Consider the following 14,526-nt stretch of genomic DNA (forward strand, 5'->3'; position numbering starts at 1 on the left):
AAATACCATGTCCCTATACATTGCCTTTGACGATTTTTATACCAAAGTAAAAGAAAGCATAGCCGACGGCACTTTTGCCAAACTAACCATGGCTAAAACCATTGGGAATACGGATTTGAAAAACATTTACGTCCGCCCAATTGTTGAAGAAGGCGATTTGAAATTAGAGCTTAAATTCCGCCATCAGGAAGAAGAGTTGTTCGAAATCCATACGATTGAAAATACTTGTGAGCGCCTGAAGGAGTTTGTCAACAATCCGTTTTCATCGGCCATTTTATTTACTACCGAATTTGATTTGGTGTACAAACTCAACAAGAAAAAAGCCGTCAGCCTTACGAATCAGCCACCTACTTTTGGCAATGCCTCGCCAGTAATTCTGGAGTATTGGGCATCAAAAAAGTAAGTGCCACTTTCCCATAAAAAAACCACAAAATTCAATACGAGTTTTGTGGTTTTCTGTTTTATAATGAGAGAGACTAAAGCACCATTTCAGGAATGTCTCCTTCTATAATTAAATCCGCTTCGGTGCAAGCTATAATGTGTTCAACCGTTACGCCCGGAGCACGTTCCAAGAGTCTAAAACCTTTTGGGGTGATTTCCATTACGGCCAATTCGGTTACGACTTTTTTCACACAACCAACTCCTGTCAGTGGTAAGGTACAACGTTTTAAAATTTTACTTTCGCCGGCTTTGTTCACGTGCATCATCGCCACGATGATGTTTTCGGCAGAGGCTACTAAATCCATAGCGCCGCCCATGCCTTTGACCATTTTTCCCGGAATTTTCCAGTTGGCGATGTCCCCGTTTTCGGCTACTTCCATAGCGCCAAGGATTGTTAAATCTACTTTCTGACTGCGAATCATTCCGAAGCTGAAAGCCGAGTCAAAAAAACTGGCTCCCGGCAAAGTGGTAATGGTTTGTTTTCCGGCATTGATTAAATCGGCATCTTCTTCGCCTTCAAAGGGGAAAGGTCCCATACCCAATACACCGTTTTCTGATTGAAATTCCACCGAAATATCATGACGAACATAATTGGCCACTAAGGTTGGAATTCCAATACCAAGGTTGACAAAGTATTTGTCTTTGACTTCTTTGGCAATTCGTTTTGCAATATCGTTTTTATCTAAAGCCATGATTAGTCTCTTTTTCGGGTTGTACGTTGCTCAATTCTCTTTTCAAATTTTTCGCCTTGGAAGATGCGTTGCACCATGATTCCCGGAATGTGAATTTGATTAGGATCTAAAGTCCCAGCTGGCACTAATTCCTCTACTTCGGCTATGGTAATTTTGGCGGCACCGGCCATGCACGGGTTGAAATTACGGGCGGTTCCTTTGAAAATCAAGTTTCCGGCTTCGTCACCTTTCCAGGCTTTTACGATAGAGAAATCGGCTTTGTAGGCCAGCTCCATCACGTGCATTTTGCCATTGAATTCACGTACTTCTTTGCCTTCGGCTACCTCGGTCCCATACCCGGCAGGCGTGAAGAAGGCAGGAATTCCGGCTTGTGCAGCGCGACATTTTTCAGCTAAGGTGCCTTGTGGTGTCAATTCTACATCCAATTCGCCCGAGAGCATTTGTCTTTCGAACTCGGCATTTTCGCCCACGTAGGAGGAAATCATTTTTTTGATTTGTCTTTTTTGAAGCAATAAGCCCAAGCCAAAATCATCAACACCGGCATTATTAGAAATGCAGGTTAGGTTTTTAGTGCCTTTGGCTACCAGCTCGGCAATGCTGTTTTCAGGGATGCCGCAAAGACCAAAGCCGCCCAACATGATGGTCATGTTGTCTTCGATGCCTTGCAGGGCTTCTTGTACAGAGTTTACTTTTTTGTTAATCATAACGCTTGACTATCGTTTGTGTGTTTGTGGCGTAAATTTAGGAATTTAAACCCGAACTCGCACGCGTTTTATTTTACGTTGCAAAGACTTCGTGGTGCTGTACTTTTTCTTCAAACTCCAAAAGAAAAGAGGTGTCTTCCGGATAGTATTTGGCTTTTTCAAAGTCAGCTCCGGCAAAGTTTTTTATCACTTCCATATTCTCCCAATAGGTGATGAGCGTGAAGTGGCCTTCGTTGTTCTTTACTTGTCTCAGGAAGGACAAGCTTACAAACCCCGGTGTTTTTTGGTAATCAGGAATGGCGACTTGTTTTAAAAACTCAGTATAGGTTTCATAGTTTTCCAAGCTGGTTTTGCCGTGCCAAATTCTTGCGGTCATGTGATTTTTAATTATTTGTTAATTGAAAATCCCGTCCACCAAAAGGCAAACGGGATTGATATTTAAAGAATTAGGATTGTTACAATCCAAACTCATCTGTGTTTTGTTCTTGCTCGGGATCTACTGCGGTTGAGTCGGCCACGGTGTCTCTTTTGCGTTCATAGCAATCTACTTTTATCGAAAGATTATCCGGTCGTTGGAACGGGTCTTTGGAAATTTGCAGGTCCTTATCGGCATAGCATTTTTTCATCATATAGCCCCAAATCGGTAAGGCAGCTGTAGCTCCTTGTCCGTAGGTGATGCCATTGAAACGAGCCGAACGGTCTTCGCAACCTACCCAAACTCCGGTCACCAAATTAGGTACCATACCAATAAACCAACCATCCGATTGGTTTTGAGAGGTTCCGGTTTTACCCGCAATTGGGTTGGTAAACATATATGGATATCCTGTCCAACGGTTGTCACCACTACCACCACCTTGCGTACGCAAACGTACCCCCGAACCAATTTCGGTCACACCTTCCAGCAATTTAATTACGGCATAGGCAATGTCTTTGTTCAGTACATCATGCGTTTCAGGAACGGGTTCGTATAGAACAACCCCATTTTTATCTTCGATGCGGCTGATGAATTGTGGTTTTACATATACTCCCTGATTGGCAAAGGTGCTGTAAGCCGCCACCATATCTTCTACCGTAATATCCACAGCGCCCAAAGCAATAGAAGGTTGTGCCGGGATATCCGATTTCACGCCTAATTTTTTAGTCAAAGTGACTACGGCTTCGGGGCCTACTTTATCAATTAATTTGGCCGAAATGGTATTGATGGAAAGGGCTAATGCTTTTTTCAAGGTTACCATGCCTCGGTATTTTCGGTCAGAGTTTTTTGGCTCCCAGTCGGCGGTTACATTATGACGTCCTTTGTGAATCATAAAAGGCCCATCGATAATGGTATCACAAGGCGACATGCCTAGTTGTTCAATCGCAGTAGCATACACAAACGGTTTGAAGGTAGAACCTACCTGACGTGCGCCTTGACCTACGTGATCGTATTGAAAATATTTATAATCGATGCCGCCTACCCAAGCTTTGATGTGTCCGGTTTGGGGTTCCATCGACATTAAGCCCGCTTGCAAAAAGTGTTTGTAATAGCGGATGGAATCCATAGGTGTCATGGTCGTGTCAATTTCACCTTTCCAGGAGAAGATTTTCATTTTGGTTTTTACACTAAACGAAGCCGTGATTTCTTCATCGGTTTTGTCTAAATCTTTCATGACTCTCCAACGCTCCGAAGTTTTCATGGCTTTGTCCAAAATAGTTTTGGTTTCGGCTTCGGTAATGTTAACAAAAGGGGCGTTCTTATTGGTTTTTTGCTGGGCGAAGAATTCCTGTTGCAAATTTTTCATGTGAGCTCCCACCGCTTCTTCGGCATGTTCCTGAATTTTGGAATCGATAGTGGTGTAAATTTTTAAACCGTCGCTGTAAATGTCCCAGTCACTACCATCGGGTCTTTTGTTTTCTTTGGCCCAGTTTTTCATGTATTCGCGAAGAAACTCTCTGAAATAGGTGGCCGTTCCTTCTTTATGACTCTCCGGGTGAAAGTGCAAAACGATAGGCTGGCTGGCTAATTTGTCTTTGGTGGCTTTGTCTAAAATACCGTTACGAACCATTTGTCCCAAAACGGTATTTCTGCGTTCTCTTACTTTTTCAAGGCGACGCAACGGGTTGAATAACGAAGGGTTTTTCAACATTCCCACAAACATAGCGGCTTCATCCACCGTTAAATCGCGAGGTTCTTTTCCGAAATAGACTTTTGAAGCGGAACGAATTCCAACGGCCGTATTCACAAAATCGGCTTTGTTTAGATACATAGCGATGATTTCGTTTTTGGTATATTGACGTTCTAATTCAACAGCAATAATCCACTCTTTGGCTTTTTGAATAATACGAAAAGGAGTAAAACTAGAGCCCTCGCCATGGAACAATAACTTGGCCAATTGTTGGGTCAGCGTACTGGCTCCTCCATTGGAACCCAATTTTAATGCGGCCCCAAAAGTTCTTCGGGCATCAATGCCTGAGTGTTCGTAGAAACGCTCGTCTTCGGTAGCCACTAAAGCTTTTACGATGCTTGGCGGTAAGTCTTCGTATTTAATTGGAGTTCTGTTTTCGTTGTAAAATTTCCCGATAGTCACCCCATCAGAGGAAATGATTTCGGTAGCTAAATTAGACTCCGGATTTTCTAAATCTTCAAAGGATGGCATGCTTCCGAAAAAGCCCCATGAAGCTAAAACAAAAAACAAAATCATCACGCCCAATCCATAAAAAAACAATTTCCAGAATTTCTTTTTATAGTAGTTGATGTCTTTGACTGTAGGATTACTTTTTTGTGCCATAATTTTTACTCTGTAGATTCAATTCTAAAACCAACATCGGTTATTCCGGGCAGTGTGGCTACGCCTTCAATTTTGCCCGTTTGTCTCACCGCTTGTTTGATGTGAATTTTATATAGTCCTTTTTGTGTAAACGTTTCTTTGCTTTTGTAAAACAGTTTGTTCTCTTTGATATCGGTAAAACCATCACCAAGAAGTGTGCCATCCGGGTTGGTCATTTGATACTCAAGGGTGTCCACTTTTACCCGGTGATTGGGTTGTTCCAAAGAAACAATTACAAATAAATTATTGAACGGGTATTCGTCATTATCCCTGACATTCACATACAAATTGTAGAATTTCTTTGGGTCTAATTTGGGCAACTCAAACGTCACGGTGCTGTCTTTATGCCAAGCATTTCCAACGGATTTATAGTCGTCAAACACTCTTTTTTTGTCGCAAGAGATGACCAAAAAAAGCAGTAAAACAAAAAGGATACTATTTTTTATCTTCATTCTTTTTAAGAATTATAGGTCTTTTTTCTTGAGGCTTTTGGTTTTGTCCCTTGTTTTGATCAGCATGCTGATTGGGGGATTTGGCCTTATTTTTATTTCTGTTTTTGTTTTTGCTTTTTCTAGGTTGGTCAAAACGAGTCAAACTCTCCTGGCCCATAGCATTATTGAAATCTTTTTCAGGCTCGGCCACTACTTCAATAGCAAAATCTTCTAAAGAACTTACTTTTTTACCTTGTTTGTTTTGCGCTACGATTTCACGCACTTGCTCAATATTCAACACATGCCAATTGGCAAAATTGTCAAAATAAGCAAACCACATTAAGCCTTTGAAAATGTCTTGTTTTTGACAAACAGCATCTCCTTTTTCGGTTTTTAATTTGGTTTCAAAATCCGGAAAATCCTTCAGCGCATCCATATAAGTGTCTAACTCATAGTTCAGACAACATTTCAGTTTTCCGCACTGACCGGCTAATTTCTGTGGATTTAAAGACAATTGTTGGTAACGCGCCGCCGAAGTATTCACACTTCTGAAATCGGTCAGCCAAGTCGAACAACACAATTCTCTTCCGCAAGAACCAATACCGCCCAAACGGGAAGCTTCCTGACGGAAACCCACTTGTTTCATTTCGATACGGGTGCTGAATTCGCGGGCGTAATCTTTGATTAAAAGTCGGAAATCGACTCTGTCATTGGCCGTATAATAGAACGTTACTTTGGAACCATCCCCTTGAAATTCGATATCCGAAATTTTCATTTCCAATTTGTGGGCAATCGCCAATTCACGGGCTTTTACTTTCATTGGTTCTTCCTTATCGCGGGAATCGCTCCAGATATCGATGTCTTTTTGAGAAGCTTTTCTATATACTTTCGGAACGTCAGGGCTGGTGTGATTGACCCCTTTTTTCTTCATTTGAATTTTGACCAATTCGCCCGTAAGGGTAACAATACCAACATCGTGACCGGGTGAAGCTTCGGTAGCTACTATGTCGCCAATGCTTAAAGTAAGTTTTTCGGTATTGCGGTAAAATTCTTTCCGGCCATTTTTGAAACGCACTTCGATGCAGTCAAAAGGAGTTTCACCATTGGGCAAACTCATATTGGCCAGCCAATCGAAAACGGTTAATTTGTTGCAGCTATCGGTACCGCAAGTCCCATTATTTTTGCATCCTTTAGGCGCACCGCCATCAGATGTTGAGCAACTTGTACAAGCCATAATTTGAGTATATATTGATCGTGACCACGTCACTACTAGTCATAAACGTTAAAAGTGTAAAGATATTGTTTTTTCGGATAAAAAAGGAAGCAAATTTTTTAAGTTTCCTTAATACTGATAATGTTTACGGGACAGGCCTTTACTGCCAATTTGCAGTTTCCCGCTATAGTATGATCGGAAGATTTTAAAGTAAAAAAACCTTTGGCATTAACAGATTTCAGCAATACCGATTTTCCGTCTTTTTTTGACATTTGAAATTGTCCGGGTGCTATTTCTACACAGTAATTACATCCGATACATTTGTCTCGTTGTAGCGTAATAATGACCATTAGTTTTCTACTATTTTATACATTTTGTCCGAAAGACGAATTCGGAACGGAACTTTCAACGTACAATTATCGCCTTTGGTGGCTTTTTCAGCATCTATGTCATTGACGAAAAGTTCTTCCAAAACCAATTCTTGTGCACCGGTACTTGGTCCGGTAATTAAAAGGGTATCGCCTTTTTTGATGTCGTAGGCTTCAATTTTGAATTCCGCTATATTGGCTTTTTGGAAATAATGCACCCCTTTACCCACATAAACTTTCTTTTGTGTAGCACTTGAACCCGGATTATCGCTCCATTCGCCTAGTTTTTGTCCCAAATAATACCCACTCCAAAACCCACGATTGTAAACGGTTGCCAAAGCTGCCATCCATACGGTAATTTTTTCTTTCGTAAAAGTTCCTTCGTAATAGGCATCAATGGCTTCACGATAGGTTTTGATAACCGTAGCGACATAATCGGCAGCTCGCCCGCGGCCTTCAATTTTCAATACTTTAATCCCTGAATTGATTACTTGGTCGAGGAAATCGAGAGTGCACAAATCTTTGGGCGACATCATGTATTCGTTGTCGATTTCAATTTCGAAACCACTTTCCTGATCGATAACGGTATATTTTTTACGGCAATTTTGCTTGCAGGCACCACGATTGGCAGAGGAATTGTGCGAATGCAAACTCAAATAACATTTTCCGGATACCGCCATACACAAGGCACCGTGACCAAAAATTTCAATTTCTACCAAGTGGCCACTTGGCCCTTTGATTTGTTCTTTTTCGATGTCATTGGTGATTTTTTTCACTTGACGCAAACTCAACTCCCGTGACAGCACTATTGTATCGGCAAACATCGCATAGAATTTTACCGTTTCGATGTTGGTTACATTCAATTGCGTAGAGATATGCACTTCAATGCCCATTGTTTTGGCAGTCATGAGTACGGCTTGGTCCGAAGCAATCACGGCAGTAATTCCGGCTTCTTTGGCTTTGGTCAGCAATGTTTTTACAATCGATAAATCATGATCGTAAATGATGGTATTTAAAGTCAGATACGTTCTAACGTTTTTTTCGCTGCATCGGCGGGCAATTTCCGGTAAATCATCTAAAACAAAATTCACCGTGGCACGAGCTCGCATATTTAATTGTTCGACACCAAAATAAATGGAATCACAACCATTGTCTAAAGCCGCTTGCATTGATTCGAAATTGCCGGCCGGAGCCATCAATTCAATTTTCCCCGAAGTGGTCATTAGCTAATAATTTTGAATAATTTATCTGATAATCGCACTCTAAAAGGAACCGCAAAAGTCACTTTGTCTCCAGGTTTTGCAGAAGCGTTTTCGCTTCCGTTGACAAACATTTTATCCAAAACCAGTTCTTGGTTTCCGGTGGTTGGTCCCGAAATCAGGATGGTATCCCCAACATTTAGTTCTTGATTTTCGATGATAAAAAGACACACTTCAGCTTTCACATAATAATGTTCCACTTTGCCAATCAGCGCTTTTTTGATTTTGATTTTTTGACGAATATCTTTAGGTTTTTCGGCTGTTGCCAAAGCTTTATCTGATAATTCCCCCGAATGTTTGAAGAGCAATTTATCTGATTTTCCTTTTCTGAAAATCATGTTGCCGTTTTTCACACCGCGACGCAATTTTACCTGATCCACCAATGGCATGTGGATGATTTCCTGACATTCCGCCGAACAGCAGTTTTCCATCGCCGCTTTGCATTCATCACATTGAATGAACAACAAATGACAGCCTTCGTTTTCGCAATTGGTGTGATTGTCACACGGTTTGCCACATTGGTGGCATTGGGAAACGATATCATCCGTAATTCGTTCGCCTAAACGGTGGTCAAAAACGAAGTTCTTTCCAATGAATTTACTTTCTAAGTTTTCTTCCTTGATTTGCTTGGCATAATTGATAATGCCGCCTTCCAGTTGGAATACATTTTTAAAACCTTGGTGTTTGAAATAGGCCGAAGCTTTTTCGCATCGAATACCGCCGGTGCAATACATCACGAGGTTTTTATCGTCTTTGTGGTCTTTGAGTTGTTCGTTAATGATTGGCAGGGATTCGCGAAACGTTTCCACATCAGGAGTAATGGCGCCTTTGAAGTGGCCAATTTCACTTTCATAATGATTTCTAAAATCGACTACAATGGTATTGGGATCTTCTAAAATTTGATTGAATTCCTTGGCTTTTAAATGCACTCCGATGTTAGTCACATCAAAGGTTTCATCATTCAAACCATCCGCTACAATTTTGTCACGCACTTTCACGGTCAGTTTCAAAAACGAGTGGTCATCGTGTTCAACCGCCACATTCAAACGAATGTTTTTCATGAAATCATAGGTTTCCAAGGTTTCTCGAAAAGCTTCCATGTTTTCGGCAGGAATGCTCATTTGGGCATTGATGCCTTCTTTGGCAACATACGTTCGGCCAAGGGCATCGAGCTGGTTCCAAGCTAAAAATAATTCGTCGCGAAATTGTTTTGGATCTTCAATTTTGGCATACGCATAGAAAGACAAAGTCAGTCTTTGTTTGCCGGCTTGGTCAATAAGCTCGGCTCTTTCTTCTGCGCTTAAGGTGTTATACAGTTGCATGCTATAAACGTTTAAGTGAGAAATAGGTGTTGAATTCTAATTGGAAGAATTCGGGGCAAATTTACAATTTTTTATAAATAAAAAAACCACGAGATACATCGTGGTTTGATTTTGTTTTTTAAAGAGTCATTAACAGAATTCTGCGTAAGCGTCTTTCAGGTTTTCGGCAATCATTTCAGCAGGACGGCCTTCAATATGATGACGTTCTAACATGTGTACCAATTCACCGTTTTTGAACAAAGCCATGCTTGGCGATGACGGAGGAAAAGGAAACATTTCTTCTCTGGCAGCATCAACCGCTTCTTTGTCAACACCGGCAAAAACGGTCACTAAATGATCTGGTTTTTTGGCACCATCTAAACTCATTTTGGCTCCCGGACGAGCGTTTCTCGCAGCACAACCACAAACCGAATTGACAACTACAAGAGTTGTCCCCTCTGCCTTGATAGCGTTTTTAACGTCTGCGGCACTATATAAATCTTGAAAACCGGCGGCTGTTAATTCGGCACGCATTGGTAATACCATTTCTTCTGGATACATATTTTTTATTTTTTAACTATTAGTGATATTATTTAGATATGAAAATCTGACGCAAAGATAAGCAGAATTCTAAAAGTAAGTTTTAGCCAAGTCATAAAGATTTGTTATCATTTCATAGAAAAATCATCGATGGAATATCCTTCCGAATAATGCTTTGATAAAAAGTCCTTTCGGACATTTCCAAATCACCTGCAAATCTTCCCAAAAAGAGGTTTCCTCATCTAGGAATTTAAAAATAACCGTTGAATTTCCTTTTTGAAACATAGCCGAAAAAATGCTTGATCCTAAATAGTTTTTTTCGTTCAAAATATCCAAAAGCAATAAATCATAAAACCAAAATTTAGTTGTTTTATGGAATTTCCTCAAGTCATTTTCTTTAGATAGAAACCGAACTAAATCCTTTGATTTTTTGATGGTGTTTTTAAAAGTATAGCCGGTACTGGCTTTGGTCCAACCACCGGCGGAGCCAATATTTAGGATGTTTTTGGTGTTGTGTTTCCAAAAAGGATAACACGTCATCGGGATGTTTCCCTGTTCTTTTTCTACGATTTTGTAGTCGGTAATTCCCAGTTTTTGAATGTAGTTTTTGATTTCGGTTTCGTATGCTTCCTTTTGAAGTAAGTCTTTTGAAAACAAAGTGTATTCCAACAAAGCTTCGGTTTCCGAAGTGGGCAACACATACATAAAGCGCGTATTCCCTTTTTGCTCAATCGAAAAATCCATGAAAGTTGCACAATTCGGATGGAAAACAGGTTCTTTACTTTGGATAAACCAACCGATAAAATGCTGATGTAAAAAAGGATATTTGGTTTGCCTTTTGACAATTTCCGGATTGAAAATGGAATTGAAAATTTGATTGCAAGTATAACTTTCTATTTCGGTTTTTACCACGCAGTGATTGCCGAGTTCTTCAAAATCAACTACTTTTTGATGGGCAAAATGGATGTTATTTTGTTTCGAAATGACATCAAAAACCAGAGTATAAAAATCCAGCCCTTTAATCAATTTGTATTGGTAAGGCTTTAAATCCAATGGTCTTTCAAAGTTCTGATTTTTGAAGTAAGCAGAATTCCATTTTTGGGAAACTATGGCGTCAAAAGTTTTCTTTTCCTCCCAAAAACACCAAGTTCTGTCGTTGGTTTTTTTTGGATTTTCGTCCAGAAGCAGTATGGTTTTATCTTCAAATTTTCCCGAAAGCACCATTTCATAAACTGTCATCAGCGCCGCTAAGCCCGAGCCGGTAAAGATGTAATGGTAGTGTTTCATGGTTAGTGTCTGAAAGAAAAGCCCAAGGCAAAATAATGATCCGGTGCATTGTCAGTCAAGCCAACGCCCGAAGACAAATCTACCATAAAATTATCGGTAATCAAATACGTTACGCCGCCATCTAAATTGTGGTTGGCGCTGTCATCTTGCGGAGCAAAGCCAAAAAGTTCAACATAGGAACCCAAATTCTCCGTTATGGAATATCCGGTAGTCAGTGTATAAATGTAAGTGGGTGCCGGAGTGAAACCATCCCATTCACATCCTAAATTATAACCCAGCGAAAGCTTTTCGGAAAGCGAGTGTTGCATCGTAAATCGGAATTCAGGCGCCATATAATCCGTTTTGTAATTCGAAGACGCAGCGTTTGGTAGTGATAGGTGTCCGATGAAAGACGTTTTGGGAAAGATGCCTTTTTCTTCACAAAGACTGACTTTGAAGCCCAGTAAAACCGGCGTAAAACCGGATAGTTTTTCGGCATTTATTTTTTCCGAAACAAATTCGGTTATCAATCGCAGCTCCAAATTTTCATTAACACCATATTTCCATAAAGTAGATGGCAGATTCAAGGTTTGACTATGCCTTTCGTTTTTCTGAAAGGTAAAACCGGTTTCTACTTGAAACATGCCTTTGGGGACAATGGCTGGAGTCTCCGTTTGGTCTGGTCTGTCTGCTTCAATAGGTTCTTGTTTTTGAGCAAAAGAGATTCCGGAAAACAACAGGAGGAAGTAAAATGTTTTCAGTTTCATAAATTAAAATTTAGACAAAACTAAAAATATATTTTGATTGCCAAAAACATTTGTTATTTTTGTGCTTGTAAAATGTAAAGCATGACGTATTCTGAAGAGAATTATTTGAAGATAATTTACCACTTGTCAGTAGTTTCCAAAACAGATGTATCTACCAATGCCATTGCGCAGGAGATGCAAACCAAAGCGTCATCGGTGACGGACATGTTGAAAAAACTGGCCGAAAAAGAATTGGTTAGTTATCAAAAATACCAAGGGGTTTCTTTAACAGAAAAAGGTTTTTTTGCTGCCAAAATGATAGTGAGAAAGCATCGGTTGTGGGAAGTTTTTTTGGTCGAGAAACTCGATTTTACCTGGGATGAAGTCCATGAAATTGCCGAAGAATTAGAACACATTCAATCCGATAAACTGATTAACAAACTGGATGAGTTTTTAGATTTTCCATCCAAAGACCCACACGGCGACCCAATTCCCGATAAAAACGGAAACATCGCTAAGGTGGAAAAACAATTGTTATCCGAATTGGACATCAACAGAACCGGAATTTGTGTAGGCGTGAAAGATTCGTCCGTTGGATTTTTACAATATTTAGACAAACAAAAAATAGCTTTGGGCTCTAAAATAAAAGTCATTGAAAAAGAAAGTTTTGATAATTCGTTGATCATAGAAATTAACGAAAACAGACTTTTGATTACCAACAAAATTGCCAGCAATCTTTTTATAAAAACGATGTAAAGTTATGAGCAAATCACTGGAAGAAGTAAATCAATCCGTTGCCACTGAAGGCAAAGCCACCGGTTTCAGAAAAATTTTAGCGTTTCTCGGACCGGCTTATTTAATAAGCGTTGGGTATATGGATCCCGGGAACTGGGCGACTGATATTGCCGGGGGTAGTCAGTTTGGGTATGCTTTGATTTGGGTGCTGTTGATGAGTAATATCATGGCGTTGCTGTTGCAAAGTCTGAGTGCGCGTTTGGGGATTGTGACTCAGCACGATTTAGCACAAGCTTCGCGGGAAACCTATTCTAAGTTTATCAATTATGTACTTTATTTTTTGGCCGAAGTTGCTATTGCGGCTTGCGATTTGGCAGAAGTTTTAGGAATGGCCATCGGGATTAATTTGCTGTTTGGCATTCCGCTAATTGAAGGCGTTTGGATTACGGTTTTGGATACTTTCCTTTTGTTGTTTTTAATCAACAAAGGCATTCGGAAAATGGAAGCGTTTATCATTGCTTTGGTTCTGGTTATTGGATTTTCGTTTGTATTTGAAATGATTTTTGCCCAACCCGAAACTGGAAAAATATTTGCAGGATTGATTCCAAGTTTGCCTAATGCGAATGCCTTGTATATCGCTATCGGAATTATTGGGGCTACGGTGATGCCTCACAACTTGTATCTGCATTCGTCTTTGGTGCAAACCCGAAAATTTGACCGAAGCGATAAAGGAATCAAGCAGGCACTGAAATATAATTTTATCGACAGTACCATTGCGCTGAATCTGGCGTTTTTTGTCAATGCTGCGATTTTGATTTTGGCGGCAGCCACATTCTACAAAAATGGCATGTTTGAAGTGGCCGAAATTCAGGATGCCCACCAATTATTGGCACCGCTTTTGGGCACACAATGGGCGCCAATTCTTTTTGCTGTAGCATTGATTGCTGCCGGACAAAGTTCTACCATTACTGGGACATTAGCGGGACAAATCATCATGGAAGGTTATCTGAATTTAAGAATTCAGCCCTGGATTCGTAGAATAATCACGCGATTGATTGCTATTGTTCCGGCGGTTATTGCGATACTCTATTTTGGCGAAAGCGTAACAGGAAAGCTATTGATTCTGAGTCAGGTGATTTTGAGTTTACAGCTCGGTTTTGCTATCATTCCGTTGATTCATTTTGTAAGCGATAAGACTAAAATGAAAGGCTTCCACATCAGTAAAACAACTCAAATGGCATCGTGGATTATTGCGGCTATTATAGTTTCACTGAATGCCAAATTGGTTTTTGACGAAATCAACGGTTGGCTGGAGACTTCAGATAATCCAATGATACTCTGGTTTACGGTAGTTCCAATGGCCATTGGCTTTTTGCTATTGCTGCTGTACATTATATTTGAACCATTTATAGCCAAAACCAAAACAGAAATTGACAACCATTCGCCGCATACTTTGACTTTAAAATTGGAAGATTATAAAGATTACAGGAAAAAAAATATTGCAGTTTCGGTTGACTTTTCTTCGGCGGATGAAAAAGCTATTTTGCATGCGTTGGATTTGGGTGGAAGAGAGGCAAATTATACTTTGATTCACGTGGTGGAAACCGTTGGCGCCATGATATATGGAAGCAAAATCAGCGATCATGAAACGTCAATTGATGAACAATTGTTGTTGAATTATTATAAAATGCTGGATGAAAAAGGATTCAAAGTGGATACCAAATTAGGATTCGGTAAACCAGGGAAAATCATTCCGAAAATCATTAACGAAGGAGAGTATGATTTACTAATCATGGGAACACACGGACACACAGGATTCAAAGATTTAGTATTTGGAACCACTGTAGATAATGTGCGCCACCGAATCACGATTCCGCTCTTCTTAGTGAAGCATTAATGACAGCCACAATCGTCTTTGTCACAGCCTTTTTTCGACTTTTTTTTGCCGATAAATTTCTGTGCCAAAAATCCGATGGCGATGCCAAGGGCTACGTAAACGAGTATTTCTTGTAATGAAGCCATA

Annotated in this window: 16 protein-coding genes; 3 read left to right on the top strand and 13 right to left on the bottom strand. The window is 40.2% G+C overall.

Features of this window, described 5'->3' with window-relative positions; all coding sequences use genetic code 11:
- The first annotated feature begins 7 nt into the window (after positions 1-7).
- Positions 8-403, top strand: coding sequence for a hypothetical protein (locus tag V7D82_RS00910; RefSeq protein WP_333599086.1), 396 nt, complete (start codon positions 8-10; stop codon positions 401-403).
- Positions 404-476: 73 nt separating this feature from the next.
- On the opposite strand, the gene V7D82_RS00915 is transcribed toward V7D82_RS00910, so the two are convergent.
- The 12 genes from V7D82_RS00915 to V7D82_RS00970 all read right to left on the bottom strand — a co-directional run bounded on the left by V7D82_RS00915 (position 477) and on the right by V7D82_RS00970 (position 11,789).
- Positions 477-1,133 (bottom strand): 3-oxoacid CoA-transferase subunit B, encoded by a 657-nt coding sequence (locus V7D82_RS00915; RefSeq protein ID WP_333599087.1) that lies wholly within the window; start codon positions 1,131-1,133, stop codon positions 477-479.
- A 2-nt stretch (positions 1,134-1,135) separates the two neighbouring features.
- Entirely contained in the window at positions 1,136-1,837 is a 702-nt protein-coding gene (locus V7D82_RS00920) for a CoA transferase subunit A (RefSeq protein WP_333599088.1), read from the bottom strand.
- Positions 1,838-1,910: 73 nt separating this feature from the next.
- Complete coding sequence (locus V7D82_RS00925) at positions 1,911-2,213, bottom strand: antibiotic biosynthesis monooxygenase (protein WP_333599089.1); 303 nt, start codon at positions 2,211-2,213, stop codon at positions 1,911-1,913.
- A 79-nt stretch (positions 2,214-2,292) separates the two neighbouring features.
- Complete coding sequence (locus tag V7D82_RS00930) at positions 2,293-4,605, bottom strand: penicillin-binding protein 1A (protein ID WP_333599090.1); 2,313 nt, start codon at positions 4,603-4,605, stop codon at positions 2,293-2,295.
- Positions 4,606-4,610: 5 nt separating this feature from the next.
- On the bottom strand, positions 4,611-5,096 hold the full coding sequence (locus V7D82_RS00935) for a gliding motility lipoprotein GldH (RefSeq protein ID WP_333599091.1): 486 nt from the start codon (positions 5,094-5,096) through the stop codon (positions 4,611-4,613).
- Positions 5,080-6,309 carry a PSP1 domain-containing protein gene (locus V7D82_RS00940; protein ID WP_333599092.1) on the bottom strand — a complete coding sequence of 410 codons (1,230 nt, stop codon included), beginning with the start codon at positions 6,307-6,309 and terminating at the stop codon, positions 5,080-5,082. The genes V7D82_RS00935 and V7D82_RS00940 overlap by 17 nt, the downstream gene beginning before the upstream one ends.
- 98 nt (positions 6,310-6,407) lie before the next feature.
- Positions 6,408-6,638 (bottom strand): ferredoxin, encoded by a 231-nt coding sequence (locus V7D82_RS00945; protein ID WP_333599093.1) that lies wholly within the window; start codon positions 6,636-6,638, stop codon positions 6,408-6,410.
- Positions 6,638-7,879: a U32 family peptidase gene (locus V7D82_RS00950; RefSeq protein WP_333599094.1), complete on the bottom strand. Its 1,242-nt coding sequence runs from the start codon at positions 7,877-7,879 to the stop codon at positions 6,638-6,640. Before V7D82_RS00950 ends, V7D82_RS00945 begins: the two co-directional genes overlap by 1 nt.
- Positions 7,879-9,237, bottom strand: a complete 1,359-nt coding sequence (gene trhO / locus V7D82_RS00955) for an oxygen-dependent tRNA uridine(34) hydroxylase TrhO (protein WP_333599095.1) — start codon at positions 9,235-9,237, stop codon at positions 7,879-7,881. The genes V7D82_RS00950 and trhO overlap by 1 nt, the downstream gene beginning before the upstream one ends.
- A gap of 129 nt (positions 9,238-9,366) precedes the next feature.
- Positions 9,367-9,777, bottom strand: a complete 411-nt coding sequence (locus tag V7D82_RS00960) for a BrxA/BrxB family bacilliredoxin (protein ID WP_333599096.1) — start codon at positions 9,775-9,777, stop codon at positions 9,367-9,369.
- A 123-nt stretch (positions 9,778-9,900) separates the two neighbouring features.
- Positions 9,901-11,043 (bottom strand): lycopene cyclase family protein, encoded by a 1,143-nt coding sequence (locus V7D82_RS00965; protein ID WP_333599097.1) that lies wholly within the window; start codon positions 11,041-11,043, stop codon positions 9,901-9,903.
- Between the two features lie 2 nt (positions 11,044-11,045).
- The gene (locus V7D82_RS00970; protein WP_333599098.1) at positions 11,046-11,789 is read right to left on the bottom strand and encodes a transporter; all 744 of its coding nucleotides are present in this window, start codon (positions 11,787-11,789) and stop codon (positions 11,046-11,048) included.
- 81 nt (positions 11,790-11,870) lie between these two features.
- Here V7D82_RS00970 and V7D82_RS00975 point away from each other — a divergent pair, with 81 nt between their 5' ends.
- Both V7D82_RS00975 and V7D82_RS00980 read left to right on the top strand, forming a co-directional pair.
- A complete protein-coding gene (locus V7D82_RS00975) occupies positions 11,871-12,524 on the top strand; it encodes a metal-dependent transcriptional regulator (protein ID WP_333599099.1) in 654 nt (217 codons plus the stop codon).
- A 4-nt stretch (positions 12,525-12,528) separates the two neighbouring features.
- On the top strand, positions 12,529-14,400 hold the full coding sequence (locus tag V7D82_RS00980; RefSeq protein WP_333599100.1) for an Nramp family divalent metal transporter: 1,872 nt from the start codon (positions 12,529-12,531) through the stop codon (positions 14,398-14,400).
- Here V7D82_RS00980 and V7D82_RS00985 read toward each other — a convergent pair.
- Positions 14,397-14,525 carry a FeoB-associated Cys-rich membrane protein gene (locus V7D82_RS00985; protein ID WP_333599101.1) on the bottom strand — a complete coding sequence of 43 codons (129 nt, stop codon included), beginning with the start codon at positions 14,523-14,525 and terminating at the stop codon, positions 14,397-14,399. The genes V7D82_RS00980 and V7D82_RS00985 overlap by 4 nt on opposite strands.
- Position 14,526 lies beyond the last annotated feature (1 nt).

This window comes from Flavobacterium sp. (assembly GCF_036741995.1).
Lineage (GTDB): Bacteria > Bacteroidota > Bacteroidia > Flavobacteriales > Flavobacteriaceae > Flavobacterium.